This window comes from Gardnerella piotii (assembly GCF_003397585.1).
Taxonomy (GTDB): domain Bacteria; phylum Actinomycetota; class Actinomycetes; order Actinomycetales; family Bifidobacteriaceae; genus Bifidobacterium; species Bifidobacterium piotii.
Map to the genome: position 1 here is coordinate 399482 of NZ_QJUV01000001.1, position 19837 is coordinate 419318.

16 protein-coding genes are annotated in these 19837 nt (G+C 36.4%); 12 read left to right on the forward strand and 4 right to left on the reverse strand.

Annotation, left to right across the window (positions count from 1 at the left end):
- Positions 1 to 476: 476 nt before the first annotated feature.
- Positions 477 to 1673 (forward strand): hypothetical protein, encoded by a 1197-nt coding sequence (locus tag D0T20_RS01855; protein ID WP_116438232.1) that lies wholly within the window; start codon positions 477 to 479, stop codon positions 1671 to 1673.
- A 369-nt stretch (positions 1674 to 2042) separates the two neighbouring features.
- On the opposite strand, the gene D0T20_RS01865 is transcribed toward D0T20_RS01855, so the two are convergent.
- Positions 2043 to 3935 carry a PfkB family carbohydrate kinase gene (locus D0T20_RS01865; protein ID WP_116438233.1) on the reverse strand — a complete coding sequence of 631 codons (1893 nt, stop codon included), beginning with the start codon at positions 3933 to 3935 and terminating at the stop codon, positions 2043 to 2045.
- 197 nt (positions 3936 to 4132) lie between these two features.
- On the opposite strand from D0T20_RS01865, the gene D0T20_RS01870 reads away from it, so the two are divergent.
- The 10 genes from D0T20_RS01870 (at position 4133) to D0T20_RS01915 (ending at position 13707) form a co-directional block, all read left to right on the forward strand.
- Positions 4133 to 4789: an ECF transporter S component gene (locus D0T20_RS01870; protein WP_116438703.1), complete on the forward strand. Its 657-nt coding sequence runs from the start codon at positions 4133 to 4135 to the stop codon at positions 4787 to 4789.
- Between the two features lie 91 nt (positions 4790 to 4880).
- Complete coding sequence (locus tag D0T20_RS01875; RefSeq protein WP_032815135.1) at positions 4881 to 5702, forward strand: energy-coupling factor transporter transmembrane component T; 822 nt, start codon at positions 4881 to 4883, stop codon at positions 5700 to 5702.
- Complete coding sequence (locus tag D0T20_RS01880; protein ID WP_116438234.1) at positions 5699 to 6571, forward strand: energy-coupling factor ABC transporter ATP-binding protein; 873 nt, start codon at positions 5699 to 5701, stop codon at positions 6569 to 6571. The genes D0T20_RS01875 and D0T20_RS01880 overlap by 4 nt, the downstream gene beginning before the upstream one ends.
- Complete coding sequence (locus D0T20_RS01885) at positions 6568 to 7371, forward strand: energy-coupling factor ABC transporter ATP-binding protein (RefSeq protein ID WP_004133370.1); 804 nt, start codon at positions 6568 to 6570, stop codon at positions 7369 to 7371. The genes D0T20_RS01880 and D0T20_RS01885 overlap by 4 nt, the downstream gene beginning before the upstream one ends.
- A 5-nt stretch (positions 7372 to 7376) precedes the next feature.
- Positions 7377 to 8078, forward strand: a complete 702-nt coding sequence (locus tag D0T20_RS01890) for a phosphoribosylanthranilate isomerase (protein WP_116438235.1) — start codon at positions 7377 to 7379, stop codon at positions 8076 to 8078.
- Positions 8071 to 9039 carry a carbohydrate kinase family protein gene (locus tag D0T20_RS01895; RefSeq protein ID WP_018626217.1) on the forward strand — a complete coding sequence of 323 codons (969 nt, stop codon included), beginning with the start codon at positions 8071 to 8073 and terminating at the stop codon, positions 9037 to 9039. The genes D0T20_RS01890 and D0T20_RS01895 overlap by 8 nt, the downstream gene beginning before the upstream one ends.
- Positions 9040 to 9115: 76 nt before the next feature.
- Positions 9116 to 10099, forward strand: coding sequence for a nucleoside hydrolase (locus D0T20_RS01900; RefSeq protein ID WP_032813262.1), 984 nt, complete (start codon positions 9116 to 9118; stop codon positions 10097 to 10099).
- Positions 10100 to 10179: 80 nt separating this feature from the next.
- Entirely contained in the window at positions 10180 to 10893 is a 714-nt protein-coding gene (locus D0T20_RS01905; protein WP_116438236.1) for an HAD family hydrolase, read from the forward strand.
- Between the two features lie 2 nt (positions 10894 to 10895).
- A complete protein-coding gene (locus tag D0T20_RS01910) occupies positions 10896 to 12101 on the forward strand; it encodes an iron-containing alcohol dehydrogenase (protein WP_116438237.1) in 1206 nt (401 codons plus the stop codon).
- Between the two features lie 160 nt (positions 12102 to 12261).
- Entirely contained in the window at positions 12262 to 13707 is a 1446-nt protein-coding gene (locus tag D0T20_RS01915) for an MFS transporter (RefSeq protein ID WP_116285565.1), read from the forward strand.
- Between the two features lie 303 nt (positions 13708 to 14010).
- Here D0T20_RS01915 and D0T20_RS01920 read toward each other — a convergent pair whose 3' ends face one another.
- From D0T20_RS01920 to D0T20_RS01930, 3 genes are all read right to left on the reverse strand, one after another.
- A complete protein-coding gene (locus D0T20_RS01920) occupies positions 14011 to 15195 on the reverse strand; it encodes an SGNH/GDSL hydrolase family protein (RefSeq protein ID WP_230472059.1) in 1185 nt (394 codons plus the stop codon).
- A gap of 75 nt (positions 15196 to 15270) precedes the next feature.
- Positions 15271 to 17301: a family 20 glycosylhydrolase gene (locus D0T20_RS01925; protein WP_116438238.1), complete on the reverse strand. Its 2031-nt coding sequence runs from the start codon at positions 17299 to 17301 to the stop codon at positions 15271 to 15273.
- A 99-nt stretch (positions 17302 to 17400) separates the two neighbouring features.
- Positions 17401 to 18540 carry an ROK family protein gene (locus D0T20_RS01930; RefSeq protein ID WP_016635536.1) on the reverse strand — a complete coding sequence of 380 codons (1140 nt, stop codon included), beginning with the start codon at positions 18538 to 18540 and terminating at the stop codon, positions 17401 to 17403.
- Positions 18541 to 18818: 278 nt separating this feature from the next.
- On the opposite strand from D0T20_RS01930, the gene D0T20_RS01935 reads away from it, so the two are divergent.
- A complete protein-coding gene (locus tag D0T20_RS01935) occupies positions 18819 to 19772 on the forward strand; it encodes an ROK family protein (RefSeq protein WP_116438239.1) in 954 nt (317 codons plus the stop codon).
- Positions 19773 to 19837 lie beyond the last annotated feature (65 nt).

Genomic DNA, 19837 nt, shown 5'->3' on the forward strand with positions numbered 1-19837 from the left:
TGACGCAGCAGATGTGACGCACTTTGTACCAAATTAGGTCAAATTTGGTACAAAAAGCGGAAAAGGCAGGTCGTCGCGCGGCAAAGTGATATTGCTTTTGATACAAAAAAGACCGCAGTGACGAGACTGCGCGCTTGGACCTCGCGAGCAACGCGACACGCACGAAAAGTATTTCCTTAAAAAAACCTGGGAAAATTCTTCAAAAACCTTGAAATGCGTATTTTTACGGTTTAAGTGTTGTTTATCTACAAATTTTACGGCGAGTGTGGCTTTATTGTGGATTAGTTTGTGTATAACATCATTTTTTTCGGTTTAGCATGTGTGGATGGGGCTTGACTTTTTCAAACGGGGGGGGGGTATGTTAATAGCAAACATGGCCGCACCTAGTTTGGCCGTGTGCCACGATTCGCTTTTGGATTGTGGAGCAAATTTTTCTATGCGCCCCTAACGCATAGGAGAAGAAGAAAGGAAATAAAATGATGAATAAGAAGGCTATCGCCGCTTTCGCTGCTGGCGCAACTTTGCTTGCTGGCTTCGCAATGGCAACCCCAGCATTCGCTGAGACTCCAACCGCTCCTAAGATTACTAAGTCTGAGGCTGCTAAGGCTGTTAAGACTGCTAAGGACAATTGGGATAAGGCTAAGGGCGAGCTTAAGGCTTTAGAAGCAGGTAAAGAAGAGGCAAAAGCACCAGCTACCTCTGATATAGCTGCTGACGCTTTGAAGAAATGCTACAAAGAGGAAGCGAATGGTAAGCTTACTCCTGTTGATACAGAAATTGCTAAGCTCACTATGGCAGTCGGTCCTAAGGTGACTGCTTATATTAATCAATTCAATGCTCATGTTGATTACACTAAGAAGGCTGACGAGGTTCAGAAGCTTGAGGATGCTTACAACAAGGCTCTTCGTGAACAAGCTGATGCTGCTGATGATCCTACAACTCCATCTGACGATGAGCAGAAGGATGCTGCTATTGCTCGTGTTCGTACCGCTGCAGCTGATCTTCAGACTAAGATTGAGAAGAAGCAGAAGACTTATGCTGAGTATCTCAAGAAGAAGTCTGCTTACAATGCAGCTAAGGAAAAGGTTTCTGCCTGCAAGGAAGCTGTTAAGGCTGCTGAGGATGCTTTGAATGACTTTATGATGAGCGGTGAAACTGATTCTAAGCGTGAAGACCATCTTAATGATGTTCTTAATCGTGCTAATGCCAAGCTTACTGCTGCTAAAACCAAGCAGACTAAGGCTGAGGGAGAGTATAAGGAAGCTAAGCAGAAGGCTACGGATGCAAAGTCTCTTTGGAAGGCTGCTGTAAAAGAGTATCACGCTGCTTACGATCATGCTGTGTCTCTTGATGTAGATCCAACCAAGCTTCCAGTTGTTTCTACTGCTGCAGATCCATTGGATAATGACTTCCTTGATCTTCCAAGCACCTCCAATGGTGCTGCTCCAGCTGGTAAGAATGGTGCTCAGGCTGGTGCTAACGGCGCTGCCGCTGGTAAGGCTGGTGCCAATGGCTCCGCTGCTGCTGGTGCTAAGACTGAGGTTGAGAACAAGAATGGCAAGGACAAGCGTGGTAACACCCACACTGGTACTGGTGTTGGCGTAACTTTGACCGCTTTGGCTGCCACCATGCTCGCTGGCATGGGTGCTGCTGTTCGCAAGGCTCGTCACTAAGCATTGCGCGCGCACTTATGCTAAGTGTGTGAGTGCGCGTTTTTTATGCTTGCGTTAGGCGGCGGCGCGTGTTTTGTGCTGCAGCTTGCACGCGGGGTTTAGAGTTTGCTTGGTTTGCCGAAATTTCCTTTTCTTACCGTGTAGGTTCTTTATTCTGCTTGTAAGTGCTTAATGCTTGTTGCTAGAGATGGTTTTCCGCTAGGGACGGGATTCTATTCTTTAGTATTAAAGGCTTGTTAGGTTTCTAACAAGCCTTTTTCTTTTCTCGCTCCGACCTGCCTTCGAGCTTTGGATGCGCTAGTGATATTCCCGCATAGGCTGTTTACGCTTTTTGTAGCTCTAAACTGCGTGTCTAACAACAAGAAGCGTCTACTGGTTTATCAAACTGCTTTTAGGCATAGTTATACTTGTTTCTAAAGTATATTTGTCTATAAAAGATGGTGTTATCTCTTCTCTGGAATTAGAATAATTTGCAGCGTAGGCCGCAATTTCTGCTGCTTGGTTTGTAGTGTAACCATATAGCATATATGCTGCTAGTGCTGATACAAAAGCATCACTGCAGTTGCTATACTTCTCGATGTTGGGTTCGTTGCTTTTTACTATTTTTTCTTCTTTGTAATCAGATAGTAAGTATCCTTTATGCAGCATATTTATAATTACTGTTTTTACGCCTTTATTTATAAAAGATGAGGATTTTTCTTTTGCTATTTCCTCAATTCGATCAGTGTTTTTACTATCTATATTCGTAAATAAAATATCTATTTTATCTATTATTTCTTTCGGTATGTTTTCGGATGAAACATGATTGAATATGATTTTTGCACCAGCTTTTTTAGCGATTTTGCACGCAGATATTATTGCATCGACAGGTATATCTGATTGAATTATGCAATATGCTGTGTTTTCAAACAAATTAGCTCTATCTTGTATGTTTGATTGATTTAATGTGCTATTTGCGCCAGATATTACAGATGTTATTGAATCTCCGCAAGCGTCTACTAATGTGTACGCTTTTCCAGTGTGAGATTCATGTTTGCGTATTACGCCAGATGAATCTATTGCCCATTGTGAAAGTGTTTTATATATTTTGTCTGCATCTAAGTCGTATCCAACATTTCCTATTAGGGTTACGCGTTGGCCAAGATTAGATACTGCTATAGCTTGGTTTATTGCGCTACCGTTTGGATAAGTTTTAGAAGTTTGAACATTAATGCTTTCATTTTTACTTGGCAAATTTTGTACAGATAGGCATGTGTCTAGGTTAATAGATCCTATAATTGTTATCTTTTGTTTTCTTAGCTGAGATGGTGATCCTATAGTTCTTGTGTTGTCCAGATGGAATTCTTGAACGAAAGAAGTCTTTGATTCATGTCTTTTTTCTATTTCGTCTATAAGCTTGCTGCACAAGTATGACCCAAAATCAGCGTTGCGGATTGTATATGTAGATATTTCAGAGTTTTTTGCCAATATAGGCTGTTCGTTTGTGTCGTTTTTTATGGATACGAGTGACACGTCCTCGGGAATGCTTCTATTTAGAGAAGTCATTAACTGTTGAAATTCTAAAGCTTTTCTATAATGAGAAGACACGAGCGCAGTAATAGAGTGATCGCTTATTTTTTCTACTAATTTGTCGTTGAGGTCAAAAAATATTCTGCTTTCGTCAAAATCGAGGTGATGGTCAAATAAGCATGATTTGAATCCGTTAAGAAAATCTTTTGTTCTTCTTCCATCTGTCATTAAACATCCTATTGATGTGTGACCATGCGATATTAGTTGTTCCGTCAGTTTATATGCTGCATCTGAATAGGGCAATAATAGTGATTCGTCGCCTCCTATTGATCCAATAGTTAGCCATGGTATTTCGTGTTCAATTCCTTTTAATTTATTAAAGCTTTCTTTGCTTACTGGCTCCCATATAACACCGTCTATTTTGTGTTTGCTAAGCGCGCTTATATTTTTACTTTCTTGTTCTATGTTTGAATAGCTATTGAAAACTACTGTTCCATAGCCTGATTGTTGGGCTGTTTGTATTATTCCGTCTAAAGTTGTATCAAAAGATATTGAAGATCTAAGAATTACTGCAATATGCCAAGTTTTTGATTGCGACGATATTTTTGCATATGGAGTGTAGTGATATTGTCGTATTACAGATAAGACGCGCTCGCGAGTTTCAGAACTGATTGAATCATCTTTACTGTTAACAATTTTTGACACAGTTGATGCTGAGACTTTGGATAAGCGAGCTATGTCTTTAATGTTCATTTGATTCCTTCTTTTGTGTTTTCAAAGATATAGTTTATTCATAACTGTGCATTATTGACAATAAGTATTTATTATTCTAAGATAAGTTATGAAAACTGTTTAGGAAACAATTTTCATACAGTGTTGTTTTGTTGAAATTTTGAAAGAATTAACAACTTTGCAAGACTTATCAACATTTTGTTGAAGGGTGGTGCATGATGGCAAAGAAGCTATTATTTATTGAGAATATTAAGAATCAATTCTCAACTAAATCGTTAGTTTTGATTCCTATTGCAGTAGGTATAAATCTTATTGGCGGCACTCTGTGCTCAACTCTAAAGCTCCCTCTGTTTCTAGATATGATTGGAACTATGGTAGTTGCCTGCTTATCGGGACCGTGGGTTGCTGCCTTAACTGGGTTCTTAACAAATGTATTTTTAGCATTGGTGGCAAATCCAGTTAATTTACCTTATGCGGTAGTTAGCGTTTTATGTGGTCTTGTTGTTGGTTATATGGTTAAGGCAGGTTTATTCAAAAAGTGGTGGGGTGTTCTAATTGTTTGGGTTGTTGTAACCTTAGTAAACGCCGTTTCTGCATCACTTATAACAGTATTTGTTTTTAGTGGAGCAACTGGCATTAATGGAACCTCGGTGCTTACTGCAACGCTTGTTGTAGCAATGAAAAATATTTTTGCTTCTGTATTTTCATCATCAATTATTGAGAACCTATTAGATAAGGGAATTGCTGTTGCTGTTTCCTACTTTATTGTTAAAAAGGTGCCTAAGAGGTTCTTAAGTCAATATGCTGCAGGCAATTCAGATGATTCGGATAATTCTGATGAATCAGATGAATGTGATGAAGATTCTGTTGATTAATTAGTTTTTTGGCGAAGAAGCTGATTTAACAATCTTGAATCAGCTTCATGGTTTTATGGTTTCATAAGTTTAACGAGGGAGTTATGTTGCAATGAGTGATAATAAAAGTTGTTTAACATGGCAGCGTTGCGATAATAATCCTGTTTCTATGCTGAATCCTATAACAAAAATAATTGCTATTTTTACTTTAGGAATCTCATCTATGGCATGGCCAGATCCTTGTCTAGGAATTGCATTTATTGTAGTTCTTTTTGTTGTAGCAATTATTGCAAGGATTGTTGTTCCATATGTAAAACTTATGTTTGGCTTTGGAATACCAATGACATTAATGCTTATGTTTATACAAGGGCTATATAGTCCCAGTAATAAAACCTTTATAGCGGATTTTGGATTTGCAAAACTTGGCCTTGAAGGAATGATTTATGCGGGAAGAGTAGTAGTTACTGTTCTAGTATTTTTGGGCAGTTTTTACATTATGAATAAAACTACTTATATAGGCAGTATGGTCGCTGCTTTAACTGGCATAGGTCTTCCTGCAAAAATAGGTTACTTAGTTTTAGCAAGCTTAAATGTTGTTCCGCAAATGCAAAGACGAATGTCTGTTATTAGCCAGGCTCAAAGCGCTAGAGGGTTAAAAATGTCTGGAAGTGCGATTGGCAGATTGCGTGCGCTAATACCTTTACTTGGGCCTGTTGTTTTAAGCTCTTTGACTGATGCTCAAGAGCGAGGAATGACATTAGAAACGCGTGGCTTTGGTGTAAGTGGAGTAAAAAGAACAAGCATAGTAGAAGTCCAATGGAGAGTTTATGACTCAGTTTTGACTTACATGTTATTACTAATTCTTGCTATCTCTTTAGTCTTGTCTACCTGTTTCTATGTTGGAATTATTCCTTATTATGGGGGTCTAAAATGAATAATATTCTCTCCGTAAAAGATTTTTCATATAGATACAGCGGTAGTAAGAAAAGTGCATTAAAACATATAAGCTTTGATGTTAAAGAGGGAAGCTTTTTATGTATCATAGGCGCTAATGGATCTGGTAAATCAACATTATGTAATGCATTAGTTGGTTTAATACCGCATTATTTTGTTGGCAAATCGCGTGGGAAAGTGGTTGTTGACGGCAATGATGTTTCTTCTTCTAGTGTAGCTAAACTTTCTAAAACAATCGGTCTAGTATTTCAAAATCCGTTTAATCAGCTTAGCTACACTTCGGGCACTGTTGCAGAAGAGCTTGCATATGGATTATGTAATCAAGGTGTTGCTCGTAAGGAGATGACTGAAAAAGTTATTCAAGTTGCAGAATTAATGCGTATAAGTGATATTTTAGACCGAAATCCTCTTGAGCTTTCTGGTGGACAGATTCAAAGAGTTGCATTTGGATCAACTTTTATTATGGAACCTAAGATTTTGGTTTTAGATGAGTGTACAACACAACTTGATCCACTTGGCAGTGAGGAGATTTTTGACATTGTAAAACGTCTTAATAATAGTGGCGTAACTGTGATTATGGTTGATCACGATATGGAGCGCGTTGCAAGGTGCGCTGATACTGTTATGGTGCTGGATAATGGCGAAGTTTTTACAAGTGGATCGCCTTATGAAGTATTTACAAATCCAGATATTACTAATCACGGAATTGAACCTCCAGATTACGTAAAACTCGGTTTTGCTATTGCTAATTGCGGAGTAAATGTGACTAAAATTCCTATCGCCGAGAATCAGGCAGTTGATCTTGTTAAAAGTAGCATACGTTCTAATAAAAGTGAGGTTAACTCATGAAGTTAGATGTTATCAATCTTGTGCACGAATATAAATCGGGGCACAAAGCGCTTGATGGTGTTTCTTTTAGCATTAGCGGCAACGAGCCTGTTGCAATAATTGGTCAAAATGGCGCTGGTAAAACAACGCTTGTTAAGCATTTTAACGGTATTCTTAAAGCAACTTCGGGCAAAGTCTTAATTGATGGGATAAATGTTGATACTAAAGATACCTCTGAATGGGCTTGCGAAGTTGGGTATGTATTCCAAAATCCAGATGACCAGCTGTTTTTAGAGAGTGTTCGTAAAGAATTTTCGTTTGGTCCAGAACAAATAAAAATGGATTCAAAATTAATCGAAGAACGCATGGAATTAGTGTCAAATCTTGTTGGTCTTAACAATAAGTTAGATATCCATCCTTTTGACCTATCTTTAACAGAGAAAAAATTCTGCACTATTGGCGCAATACTTATGATGGATCCAAAAGTCATTATTTTTGATGAGCCTACATGTGGTCAAGATGTTTTAGGAAATCTACGTCTTAAGAAGATTATAAAGACGCTGCAATCTCAAGGAAAATTGTGCATAACAATATCGCATGACATGAAGTTTGTTACGGAGAATTTTAGTCGAATAATTGTTATGCAGTCTGGAAGAGTTTTGTTAGATGGGCCAGCAGAGAAGGTGTTTTCTCAAACGGATATCTTGCGATTATCTTTTGTAACTCCTCCACCGATTACAAGAGTTGCGCAAAAAGTTGGTATGAATGGCACTCCATTTACTGTGCCAGCGTTTGTTGAATTGTTTAACAGTGAAAGGTGAATAATATGGCTGACGTTATTGTACAAATTTATGGAATTAGGACTGTGGAAGATGCGCGTATGGTTGTAAGTCTTGGCGCTAAGCATATTGGCGTAAGCTATGGGCATATTCAACATACTCCAGGTCAGTTGTCTTGCTCGCAAGCAAAAGAGATTTTTAATGGCGTACAACCAGGTGCCGTAAGAATTGGCTTAACATGTTCAGAGAATATAGACGAAATTAGTGAAGACTTAAATTTAGCAATGCCAGATGTTTTGCATTTATCTGGAAACATAGAAGGTATAACTCCTGAACAAGTTGGTGAGTTAAAAAGTAGGTTTCCTGAGCTTCTTATTATGCAAGCTATACCTGTTCTTAAAGGCGTTCCTTTAGAAGAGCAAAAAGTTCTCCAATATGTTAAAGATTATGAAAAAGTTTCCGACTTCTTTTTAATAGACACAAAATCGCCAGATGCTAACGACATAGGTGCAACTGGAATTGAGCACGATAGGTCTATCGATAAGGAGATTATTGACTCTACATCTGTTAAATGCATTATTGCTGGAGGCCTTGATGCTTCTAACGTTGCTGATGCGATTCATGATACTAACCCGTATGGTGTTGACTCATTTAGTCTTACAAATTACAGAGACGAGCGTGCAAATACGTTAAGATGTAAGGATCCTGTAAAAGTGGAAGCTTTTATTAAGGCGGCGTTAAATGCATAATGTTATTGTTGTTGGCGATGCAAATGTAGATATTATAGTTCCTTATCCGCGATTTTTGAATGAGCAAAGAACTATTGTTAAGTATCCTGATGTATCTATTCAGGGTGGAGGTACTTCTGCCAATACTGCTGTTGCGCTTTCTAGATTAGCAGTTAATACATCTTTTGTTGGTTCTATAGGGAATGACCAATATGGTCGTTTTGTTTTAGATGATTTTGCTAAGGAAGGCGTTGACACAACCTATTTGCGCACGCATGCTGAGTTAAATACCGTTGGAGTGTTTGCGTTTGTAGATGAGTTTGGTGAAAGGTATTTGTGGGGCTGGCCAAGAGAGAGCCAATCCTTTAAGGTGCTAGATCTTGATGATCGCATTATGAATGCTGTTAGAAACTCTGATTGGATTCATTCTTCTGGTATGTGCCTTGTGTATAACACTTCTGCAAGAGATTCCATTACGCGCATATTTAGAGAGGCTTATAATCTCGGAATTCCTACTTCATTCGATTTGAATTTACGAGTTGATAATGGCGTATTAAATCCTGATTTTTATGATGCTTTGATGGGAATAATGCCATATGTAACTCATTTATTAGGTTCTGGTCCAGACGAGTTTTCTTATTTAGGAGATGATACATGGGAAAATAATGCAAAAGATTTATCTGTTAACGGACGTACAGTTGTTGCAAGAGATGGTGCGAACGGTTCTATAGGATTTAAGAATAGTAGCGTTATATCTGCTCCACCGTTCAATGTTGATGTTGTAGATACTATAGGTGCTGGCGATATTTATAACGCTGGTTACATAAAATCTATGTTGGATTGTTCTAATATTGAACGATCCTTACTGTATGGGAATGCTGTTGCTGCGTATTCAGTAGCGCATAAAGGTGCTAGGAATTCTCCTAATATCAATCAAATTAATGAATTTTTGTTGCATTATGATGTAAAAACTTTCAAATAACAATTGAGGTTATTGATTAATAAATAATGCAATAAATAATAAGTTACCAAACAATATGATAAGGAAGTCATTAATAATGAGTAATAAAAAGAAAGTAATTTTGGATTGTGATCCAGGTCATGATGATGCATTTGGAATAATGATTGCGGTTAAGCATCTTAATGTTCTAGGAATTACAACAATTGGCGGCAATAGCCCATTAGAAAATGTGACGACTAATGCAATTAAAATTCTTGAAGTTTTAGGAGAGGCAGATAATATTGGTGTTTACCCTGGGCATAGCTGTCCTATGGTTGCGCCTCTTGTTACTGCGCCTCAATTCCACGGTGTTACTGGTTTAGATGGTCCAGTTCTTCCAGATCCTGTTCATAAGCCACAGAATAAGCATGCTGTAGATTTTATTGTTGACACAGTTATGAGCACAGATGATGTAACTCTTATAGCTACAGGTCCGTTAACAAACATAGCATCTGCAATAAATAGAGAACCTAGAATTGTTGATAGAGTCAAAGAAATATGCATCATGGGTGGGTCTGTTACTTTTGGAAATTGGACTCCATCGGCAGAATTCAATATTTTTGTTGATCCAGAAGCAGCATCTAGAGTGTTTAATTCTGGAATTCATGTAAAAATGACTGGAATTAATTTAACTCGTCAATGCGATCTTAAAGCAGAGCATGTTGCTAAATTTAGGCAAATTGGAACAAAAGCAGCAATGTTAGCTGCTGATTTAACTGAATTCTTTATAGGAACATGTGCTGAAGAAACAAATCTAACAGGCGCAACAATGCATGATGCTTGTGCTGTAACATGGGTTGCTTTCCCTGAACTTATTAAGGCTGTGCCAATGCATATTGACGTTGAGCTTGATGGAAAGCTAACAAGAGGAATGACTGTATGTGATTACAGACATCTACGTGGCGAAAATCCAGCTGTTGATTTAGAGCGTACTCCAACTATGGAGCCAAGAGGTAAGGAACCTAACGCAGAAGCAGCTCTTGAGCTAGATTTCCCTGGATTTGTAGATATGCTTTACAAGACTCTTGAAAGTTATAACTAATTTAGTTTTAGAAACAGTATTAAGAAGCGCTATTTAGAAACATTGTTCATTATTAACAATCTATAAAGAAAGGGCTTGGGATGAGGTATAAATTAATCCTTTGGGATTTTGATGGAACCATAGCCAGTACAAGCGAAGACGTGTGGCGTTCCATAAACTATGCCGCATGCGCTTGTGGGTCTAAGCTTCCTGAAGGATTTATATCTAATAGTTCTAATTTGAGTAAGTCAACATTAGAAATATTTAAGTGCCTCATCCCATATCCTGGATTTGAATTTTATAAAAAATTCGATTCAGATATTAGTAATCATTATAGGAATTTAAATAATTTTCATAGTACGCACATGTATGCGGGTATTGCTCGGCTTATTTTGAAACTTAAAAAATGCGGAGTAATCAATGCAATAGTTACGAATAAGCCATTGGATGCATTGGAAAAGATTTTGAATATAAAAAAATGGATTGAGCTATTCGACAGTTGGATTTCTCCAGATTCTTTGTATTCTGAATCGAAAGTTTATATGAGCAAGAAAGAAATGATTTCTTTAATGATTAGTAAATATAATATTAGCCCTTTTGATTGTGTATATATTGGAGATTCCTATAGCGACGTTGAGTCTTCTAGAGAAAATTGTGTTGATTGTATTGCTGTATCTTATGGAGACGGTGAAATCTCTGCATTGAAGTTGGCCAGGCCAAAGTATTTAGCTAACTGCGTAAATGATATTTCTTCAGTTCTATTTTCTTCTGATATTGCAAATGAAGAAAGAAACTCTTTGTTGGAGGTTCAGTAATCATGATTAATAATTTTGATCTTTGTATTGGAACTAAGTTTGTGTTTGGCAGGAATGCTCAATGTAAAGTTGGAAAAGAATTAAAAGATAGAGGTGTATCTAAGGTTCTTCTTCATTATGATGAGGGAGAATACCTTTCACATATTCTTTTTGATATTAAAAATAGTTTGCATAAATACAATATTGATTTTGTTGATCTTGGTGGAGTTGAGCCAAATCCTAAGCTATCGCTAGTTAGAAAAGGTATTGAAATTGTAAAAAATAATTGCATTGATGGCATCGTTGCAATTGGAGGTGGTTCGGTAATTGATTCTTCTAAAGCTATAGGTATTGGAGCTGCTGGTAATTGTGATGTATGGGATTATTTTACTGGGTTTGCGAAAGTAAAGTCTAGTTTGCCAGTGTTTTCTGTGCTTACTTTGCCTGCGTCGGGTAGTGAATCAAGCAAAGTAGTGGTTATAAATAATGACTCTGAGCATCTTAAGCTGCTTATATCTAATACAATAGTCAGACCTGTTGTTGCTTTTATGAATCCAGAACTAACTCTTAGCGTTCCAGCATATCCAACAGCATGCGGAATAGTAGACATGTTTAGTCATATTTGCGAAAGATATTTTAGCGATGATAACGATTTCGGGGTAGTGGATTCAATGTGCGAGGGAGTTCTGCGCACTCTAATTTCCATAGGTCCGCGCTGTTTGGAAAATTTGGAAAACTATGATTTGCGTGCGCAGATTATGTGGATTTCAACAATTGCTCAGAATAATACTTTTAGTATTGGTCGCAATGAAGATTGGTCTACGCACACGTTAGCGAATGAGATTAGTGCTCTATATAACACTCCTCATGGTGCAACATTATCTATAATCATGTGTTCATGGATGAAGGTCGCTTCTAGCAAGAATGCTAAGAGATTTGCTAGATACGCAAAAGAAGTGTTTGGCATTTCTACTGAAGCAAATGTTAGCACTGTAGATAGTGAATCTTATTTAGCAAATAAGGGAATTTTGGAAACTGAAAAGTTTTTCAAATCCTTAGGTATGCCTACGAGTTTTGAAGATGCTGGTTTGCCGAAAGATGGAATCGATAAGATGCTGAGTCAAATTGAGTTCTTTGGTGAAGATAATTCTATAGGTTCCGTTGCAAGGCTAAATCCAGATGATTGTAAAAAAATATATCAGCTTTCTATGCATAGGGAAATCTGTTAGAAAATTCGTTTTTTAATGGGTTATTGCTGATTTAGCTGATTTATAAGTAAATGTTGTTGACATAAGTCAAATGAAGATTTGTGCCAGCGATGCTGCGTCAAAAATATAGGCGTGGCAAAAATATTCCATTTAATTGGAAGAATAGAAGAAAGGAATAGCCATGACTAAAGTTGAAGTCAGTGAGCGAACTAATGGCATTCCAGTTCCTGAAGAGGGAACTGAAGAGTTCGCAAAAATGAATAAAATGGCAAAAGTTGCAATTCCTGTTGTGCTCGCTATTTTTACTCTTGGCGTATTGCAGCAGCAGGCTTTTGGAATGATTTACGTAAATATTGGAGACCAGCTAAAACAAGCAAACCTTGCTCCATTAATCACGTCTTTGCCAGGAATTGTCTTGGGTATTGTGTGCGTTATTTATGGTTCGCTTGGTGATTTTGTGTCGCTAAAGAAGATGATGACATTAGGAACTGTTGTGTTTGTTGCTGCATCGGTTCTTGGATGCTTTGGTCATCTTAATATTTGGATTGTAATTATTGCTAGGATTTTACAATCTGCTGGATGGCAAGTTTCTGGCTCTATATTCTTGGTGCTGGTTTCTAAGTATGTAGAAAAGAAGAAGCGAGTTATTTGGTACGGAATATTTGTTGCAGTATTCCGTGCTGCTGCCGCTTTAGGTGTGTTCCTTGCAGGATATATGACCCTAGTTGATTGGAGAATTCTGTTTGGCATTGGCGTGTTGGCAGTGTTCTTGCTGCCAGTATTGCGTAAGAATCTGCCAGATGAACATTGCAAGGGCGCAAGGATTGATGTTATTGGCTTTGCGCTTATAGGTCTATTTGCAGCATCTGTAACTATGTTCTTTACAGATATGAATTATTTCTGGCTTGCTGCTTGCGTGGTGACGTTAATCGCATTTGTTGTTTATATAAATAAGGCTAAGAACCCATTCATTACACCTAAGATGCTTACAAATCCAGCATTTGCAATGACTATGGTTGTAATCTTTGTTGGATACTTCTTTAGCTACACTTTGAATGCAGGATGCAATGCTATTGGATTAAATGTTTATAAGATTGATTCTTCCCAAGTGTCTAATTGGCTTGTTTGGTCAATCATCTTAGCTGCGATTATGGGATTTGTTGCTGGTCCTATTATTCAAAAGATTGGACGCAAAGCTTCGGTAATTCTTGCTCTTGCGTGCATGGGATGCGGCTTGATTGCGATAGCTATTTTGATTCCTGCAGGCCAGGTTTGGGCGCTTGCTGTTGCTCCGTGCATCTACTACTTTGGCACTTCATTCTTCTACCAGCCAATTGTTGATACTGCAACTTTGACAGTAGAACCTGAAGAATCTGGTAGAGCTTTAGGATTTAATGATTTGCTTCAAGCTATTACTGGTTCGATTGGTGTATCGTTATTCGGACAGCTTATGGCCAATGGCTCGATGAGCGGAGGATCTATGTTTGGAACAGCAAGCGGCCTTGCTTCCACATATGCAAACGTGTTTATGATAGGCGGAATTATCGTTCTTGCAGCTATGGTTATTTTCATCTTCTCTATGAAGATGATTTATAGCCATTCGCACGTTGAGAAAGATGAGGCGTAGTAGAGTTAGGTATTGTAGTCAGGTATTTTAGTAAATAAATTATTTATTGCCGTATTTAACTGTAATTGTTATGTAATTGTTAAATTGCAGAGTATTAGGCATTGTTGAAAATTTTAGAAAGGTTTATAAGTAATAAAAGCCGCAGTGGATTTTTCGTTGCGGCTTTTATTTTGTTGCTTAATGCGCTGATTATAACTACAAAATGCGGAAGATTTGCGGTTTCATGTAGTGTGTTTTCGCTAAGGCAGGTCGGAGCGACTACATAAACCTGTAATGCATACTTTCTTTTTTGATTGTCATCCTTTACATCAACTGTTTTATTTTATTGATTAAGATTTGCGCAGCATTTTTATGTGCTATTTTTCCAGGGTGACTGCATGCGCCAAGATTATTATCGCTAGTATTTTGTAATTCAATATAGAATATTTTCTTGTCGCTCGTTTTATTGCAGAAATCATTAATGGATTGTTTAATAAGATTCTCCAGCCTATTTCCAAGCATCCCATAGCACCAAATTATTGTTGAGTCTGGGTTAATCTTTCTAACTGTTTCTAATAGGTTATTTACGCCGTTTTTAACTATCTTTGCAGACTCATTATCTAAGAAGTCATTTTCGCTTGAGTTTAGAGCATTTTTATCTAAACTTAACTTGAATTTTTTATGCGTTTTCGGGTCTTCCCACTCGTTTGCAAGGCAAGCTGTGGCGTCGTTTGTTCCAAGATTTATAACAATAAAATCAGTGTTGATTACTGGTTTATAGCTATCGTTGCAACCAAATTCAATGTTTCTCCCTTGAGCAGGTTTACAAATTTTTGAGTATATATTTGTTAATGTGCAATTAGGATTATTTTCGCAGTTGCAAACTATTCCCCAGCCTGCTTGAGATATTACGCTAAAATCTGCATTTAAGGCGTCTGACACTATTCTAGGGTATCCATTCCAAGCGCTAAAAATGGCAGAGCAATATTTCTGTATACTCGCATTCGCGCATGCTCCTTCTGCGCTTGTTATACTGTCTCCTATAAATTCAAGGGTTAAAGATGGTTTTTCTGGATTCCTAAAAGTTCCATCATATATGACTTTTTCTATAACAAAAGTTTGGGTTGGGTCTTCGTGCATAAACTGTGTTTCTTTTAGCAAACGTATTTTATGATATTTGTTATCTTCTAAATCGTTAGACAATTGGATTAAGTTAATGCCATTGTTAAGTGCTTGTTTGCTTATTTGGCATCCATCTATGTCTACGCTTACCCAAGGTTCATATTGTGTGTAAGATGACTCAATTACAAGTTTTAGTGAGTTTCCTGAATACAAAAATTCAACGCCGCTTCCAGTCCAATAAGTTGAATAGTATTTTTTGTTTCCACAAGGATTTTTTACATTATTATATCTTCCTAAAACTCTATGTTTTACATCGAATATGTTAGATATTTTTAATCCAGAGTCTAGAATTGCTTGTTCGTTGATTGAGCAGTTTGTGTTATTCATAAAAGCCTTCATCTTGTATTTATAATTTTCATAAAATAGTCATAGGATAATAAACAGTAATAAAAAGTAATATATTTAATTGGAATTTTTTAGCAGCCAATCTATGTGCCAATCAAAAACTTGTCGAATCCTGTACAAGTCTGCAGATTTTCCTATAGAATTCCACCTATTTGCATATTGAACAAACCAATTGTTTATAGTCTGTACAAAGTAAGCTACTTGGTCTTTGCTTATTTTACTGCTGCTATTTGAATATTCTGCGCTTGCGTTAAGAATATACAATCCAAGGCTGTTAAGTATTTGCTGGCCTTGAATGCTTAAAATTGTTGTGTTTATAAAGTCTTTATTTATTCTTTCTTTGAGTGTGTAGCATTTGGAGCAAGAGTACGTTTTATAAAGATCATTTATGCATTTGTACAATGTGTTGTTGTATTTTTCTGCATTTAATATTTGTTGATTTCTATCAGTCAAAAACTGTTTTCTTGCTTCTTTTAGAGATATGTCTTTTTTGAATCCTAATAAGAATAAAACATCTTTGTTTGAATTGCCATTATCATCAAGCTCTTTAAACTGCACCGCGTCTGACCAGCTAAATGCTTGTGAGTGTGATGATTCTTGAAGAATATTGCATAATTGAGGGCAAACATTATCAGTAAGAATATTGCTTATATCTTTTAATAAGGTATTTAGCGAATTGATATCTGCAAAATCGTGTTCTACATTGTTTTTACTTATCTTGCTAGATCCCCATGAGTATTGAGCAGTCATAATCAAATAAGGCAAAGAGAGAATTGGGTCATTTATATGACCATAATCTCCCCAGTCTGTGAGTAATAATCCACAAGCATTATTTTTGTGAGCATATTTACACATTTTGGATATGTTGCTAATTGCACAATCAAAATCTGGTATTAGCCTATTCCATGTTTGTGTTCCAGGGCATACGTATTGCTGTGCGTTTTGATTACGTATTAATTTAACACTATCTTCTGTAACGTTTGCTGCATAATTCCAGTTTGCAAAAATAACATTTTTTGGAATGGCGCATAACATATTTGGATGTTTTAATGCAATATCTGCATACATTATTGGCTGTGATCCTATTTCTTGTAACGTATTGCATAATTTTTGAACGTAAGATGAATATAGGTTTGCTACGCCATCTTTTTGCGCAATTTCTTTGCTTTCTCCGCAGCCAAGATCAAAGGTTTCATCTGCACCAATGTTGAATTTATTTGATCTAAATAATGCTGCATAATCTTTAATTCTTTTACTTATGAATGGTATTGTTTGTGGGTTTACAGGATTAAATGTGTGATGCAGCATTCTTTCTACAAAGCTAAACGGCCTTTGTGATTGGCTAGGGAATTCGCCAAGATTTTTATAAGACGTACTTCTTAAAACTTCGTACATATGACCAAAAGTTGCCATAGTAGGAACAAGCTCAATTCCTCGGTTGTAGCAATATTCGTCCAGTTCAATAATTTCACTGCATGTAAGTGGGGTATGCTTAATCCACGATTCAATAGTATTTTCTAAATCAATAGTATGCTCAACATAAAGCTGTAGTTGGTTATATTTGTATAAGCACAATTGATCTACCAAAATCTTTAGCCAAGAAAGCTTAGGTATTCTACCTCTTGAAACGTCGTAAGAGTATGCTCTGACTGGTATTTTTGGAAAGTCTTCAATTTCTATTAAAGGCATACTTGTTCCAAATTGTTTAATTAACTGTCTTATAGTTTGTATTGCAAAACAAATACTCTGAATGTCTTTAGCTTCTACAGTGATTATTGCACGATTTATTCTTGGTTGATTATTTGCTAATGACGTATAAATTTTATATTCTTGTGCGCAAAGATCTTTGTTTATTGATACATTTATGGCGCTTTTATAGCCATCCCCGTAGCTAACATTCCAATCAAAATTAAATTGATTTTTTAAGTCTACGCATAACTGTTTTCCAGCAGTAGTAATTCTTGTATCTGGTTTAATATTTTTGAAACTAATATAGCTTGACTCTGGAAGAGTTGTGGAGTCATTTCCTGTAATTTCTAATTTTTGTGGATAAGGCACAAGTATGATTGTTGATTCTTTTATATCCATGATTAATGCTTCTTTGCTATTTTTGTTTAAGTTTTATCTTTTAATACATACAATATGATTAAAGATTTTTATTGGTGAATATTGGTATATTTTCGTATATTAAAGATGCATAATTCTGTTTTGAATAACAGAAATGCATTCTCCAATAAGAGTTATGTCGTTATTACATGTGCAGCGTCTTACTGTGCACGAATGTTTTGGATTATAAGGGCCGTACTCTTGTATGGCTTCTTCCGTGGCGCTTATAAAGACTTTGTTTACAATGTCGGATGGTCCATAAATAACAACATCTGTTAAGTCTAAAAGATTAATAGTTGTTGTAAGAGCTTTTCCTAAATAATGTCCAGCTTCTGTTAGTATGTCTATTCTTGCTTGATTAGATGTGAACATTTTTTTATGCAATATTTCTGCAGATATATATGTTTCTAAACATCCCTTTTTTCCACATGTGCAAGTTGGGCCATTAGGGTCAATGGTTATATGACCGATTTCTCCTGCAGAATTGTTTATGCCAGTAATTATTGCGTCATTTATTAATATAGATGCTCCAACGCCTAGTGATAATTGTATAAATATAGTGTTTGATACTCCGTTGCCGAAAAATCTTTCTGCTAGAAGTGCGCTATTTGTATCGTGGTCAATAATAATAGGGCAGTCAAAATATTTGTTTAATTCTTCTTTAAGATTTATATTTTCCCACTTAAGATTTAATGAACGTATAACTTTTCCGTTGTTGTCTACAATTCCAGGAACAGCAATGCCTATCCCTAATATATTATTGTTTGATTGCTTTATAAGAGTTTTGCACAATTCAACTATTTTGTCTGCGCTAACATCTGTGTTTTTGTATAGTGATATTTCTGATCGTTTTAATATATCTCCGCATAGGTTGAGGATTGCGCCTTGTATTAAGCATGGTTGAGAAATGTCAATAGCTATAATATTCCAATAAGTTGCATCAACTTCTAGTAATGTTCCTCTTTTACCACGTTCTATTTTTGATTCATGCCCACTTTCTATAAGCATGTGGTCATCTAGCATTTCAGATACAACGGTAGAGATTGATGCTTTTGAAAGTTCGGTCTTTCTTACAAGCATTGCTCTAGAGAGTATTTGCTTTGGGAATAAATAATTGAATACTAACATTCTATTATTTATTCTTGCGTCTGCGGGTATTGTTTTTTGAGAAACCGTCATCAGCTGATTTATCATCGACTGGGGTATTTGGGTATCTTCCATATTGCATCCCATCTTCAAGCCCTTTTATTTTTATATGTTACATATTATCAGATAAATATATAGTTTGGAACATATACTAAAAGATGTTTTTAGAAATTATTTTTTTGAATTTACGTTTTTTGTATTAATAAGTTATATTGCGAAACGCCTTTATTTTCAATGTTTTTTGATAAATATTATAAACGGTATTGCTTTTTTATTTTTTAGTGCAATAATTGTACTTAATCCAATAAATATGGACTTTACTTCAAGGTAGAGGTAATTGTAAGGAGTTTATTATGGCACTTGATTCGCCAATACGTATAGGTGTAGATGTTGGTGGCACAAAGGTGCTGTGTGCAGCTTTCGACACGCACAATAAGCCTATTGCGTATTCTCAAGTGTCTACTCATCAAGGAGAAAAAGAAATCGTTGATGAGGTGTGTAATCTCATATCAAAAGTGATTAAGCAAGTTAACAATATATATGGAAAGGAAGTTGATTTAAGTATCGGTATTGGAGTACCTGGATTAGTGAATCAAAACACTGGTTGCGTATGTGAATCGGTGAATTTGGGATCGCATAATCTAGATTTCAAATCTGAAATCTTAAATAGATTTGGAATAAATGCCTACATTGATAACGATGTTAATGCTGCAGCCTTTGGTGCATACCATTATTATGGAGCAAATTCAAGCAGCTTAGTGTTCTTGAATTTAGGCACTGGTGTTTCGGCAGGAGTAGTTATTAATGGGTTGCTTTTCCACGGTTCAACTGGGATTGCGGGAGAGATAGGACACATAGTTGCAGACAAAAATGGTGCAATGTGCCCATGCGGTCAGCGTGGGTGTGTAGAAACAATAATATCTGGAAGCGCTTTAGCGCAAATGTGGCCTACCAAAAATGGATATCCTATTGCATCGTTACTAAGAGAAGTCTCCAATAAAAATGAAAAGGCTGAAAAAGTCTGGCATAAATTCATATTCACGCTTGTAAGCACAATACAAATGCTCACAGTAACTTTTGACCCAAAAATTATTGTTATCGGCGGTGGCATAAGCAAGATAGGAACAATTTTATTAAAGGATATACAAAAAGTTATTGGTGGACTTGAGACAAAATCGCCATTTTTGTCCTCATTAAATATATCTAATCGTCTAGTGATTGCAGATCAAGAGGTGTTTTTTGGTGCGTTAGGAGCAGCTCTTATCGGCAATCACAATGACGATATAAAAAAGGAGGGAAATAATTAATTACATACATTTTCCAACTAGATATTGCTAATACGTAACTGTTAATACATAAATTGATTTCAAAG

Coding starts and splice junctions, on each gene's coding strand:
- D0T20_RS01855 (WP_116438232.1), top strand. CDS start 477: ATGATGAATAAGAAGGCTATCGCCGCTTTCGCTGCTGGCGCAACTTTG.
- D0T20_RS01865 (WP_116438233.1), bottom strand. CDS start 3,935: ATGAACATTAAAGACATAGCTCGCTTATCCAAAGTCTCAGCATCAACT.
- D0T20_RS01870 (WP_116438703.1), top strand. CDS start 4,133: ATGGCAAAGAAGCTATTATTTATTGAGAATATTAAGAATCAATTCTCA.
- D0T20_RS01875 (WP_032815135.1), top strand. CDS start 4,881: ATGAGTGATAATAAAAGTTGTTTAACATGGCAGCGTTGCGATAATAAT.
- D0T20_RS01880 (WP_116438234.1), top strand. CDS start 5,699: ATGAATAATATTCTCTCCGTAAAAGATTTTTCATATAGATACAGCGGT.
- D0T20_RS01885 (WP_004133370.1), top strand. CDS start 6,568: ATGAAGTTAGATGTTATCAATCTTGTGCACGAATATAAATCGGGGCAC.
- D0T20_RS01890 (WP_116438235.1), top strand. CDS start 7,377: ATGGCTGACGTTATTGTACAAATTTATGGAATTAGGACTGTGGAAGAT.
- D0T20_RS01895 (WP_018626217.1), top strand. CDS start 8,071: ATGCATAATGTTATTGTTGTTGGCGATGCAAATGTAGATATTATAGTT.
- D0T20_RS01900 (WP_032813262.1), top strand. CDS start 9,116: ATGAGTAATAAAAAGAAAGTAATTTTGGATTGTGATCCAGGTCATGAT.
- D0T20_RS01905 (WP_116438236.1), top strand. CDS start 10,180: ATGAGGTATAAATTAATCCTTTGGGATTTTGATGGAACCATAGCCAGT.
- D0T20_RS01910 (WP_116438237.1), top strand. CDS start 10,896: ATGATTAATAATTTTGATCTTTGTATTGGAACTAAGTTTGTGTTTGGC.
- D0T20_RS01915 (WP_116285565.1), top strand. CDS start 12,262: ATGACTAAAGTTGAAGTCAGTGAGCGAACTAATGGCATTCCAGTTCCT.
- D0T20_RS01920 (WP_230472059.1), bottom strand. CDS start 15,195: ATGAATAACACAAACTGCTCAATCAACGAACAAGCAATTCTAGACTCT.
- D0T20_RS01925 (WP_116438238.1), bottom strand. CDS start 17,301: ATGGATATAAAAGAATCAACAATCATACTTGTGCCTTATCCACAAAAA.
- D0T20_RS01930 (WP_016635536.1), bottom strand. CDS start 18,540: ATGGAAGATACCCAAATACCCCAGTCGATGATAAATCAGCTGATGACG.
- D0T20_RS01935 (WP_116438239.1), top strand. CDS start 18,819: ATGGCACTTGATTCGCCAATACGTATAGGTGTAGATGTTGGTGGCACA.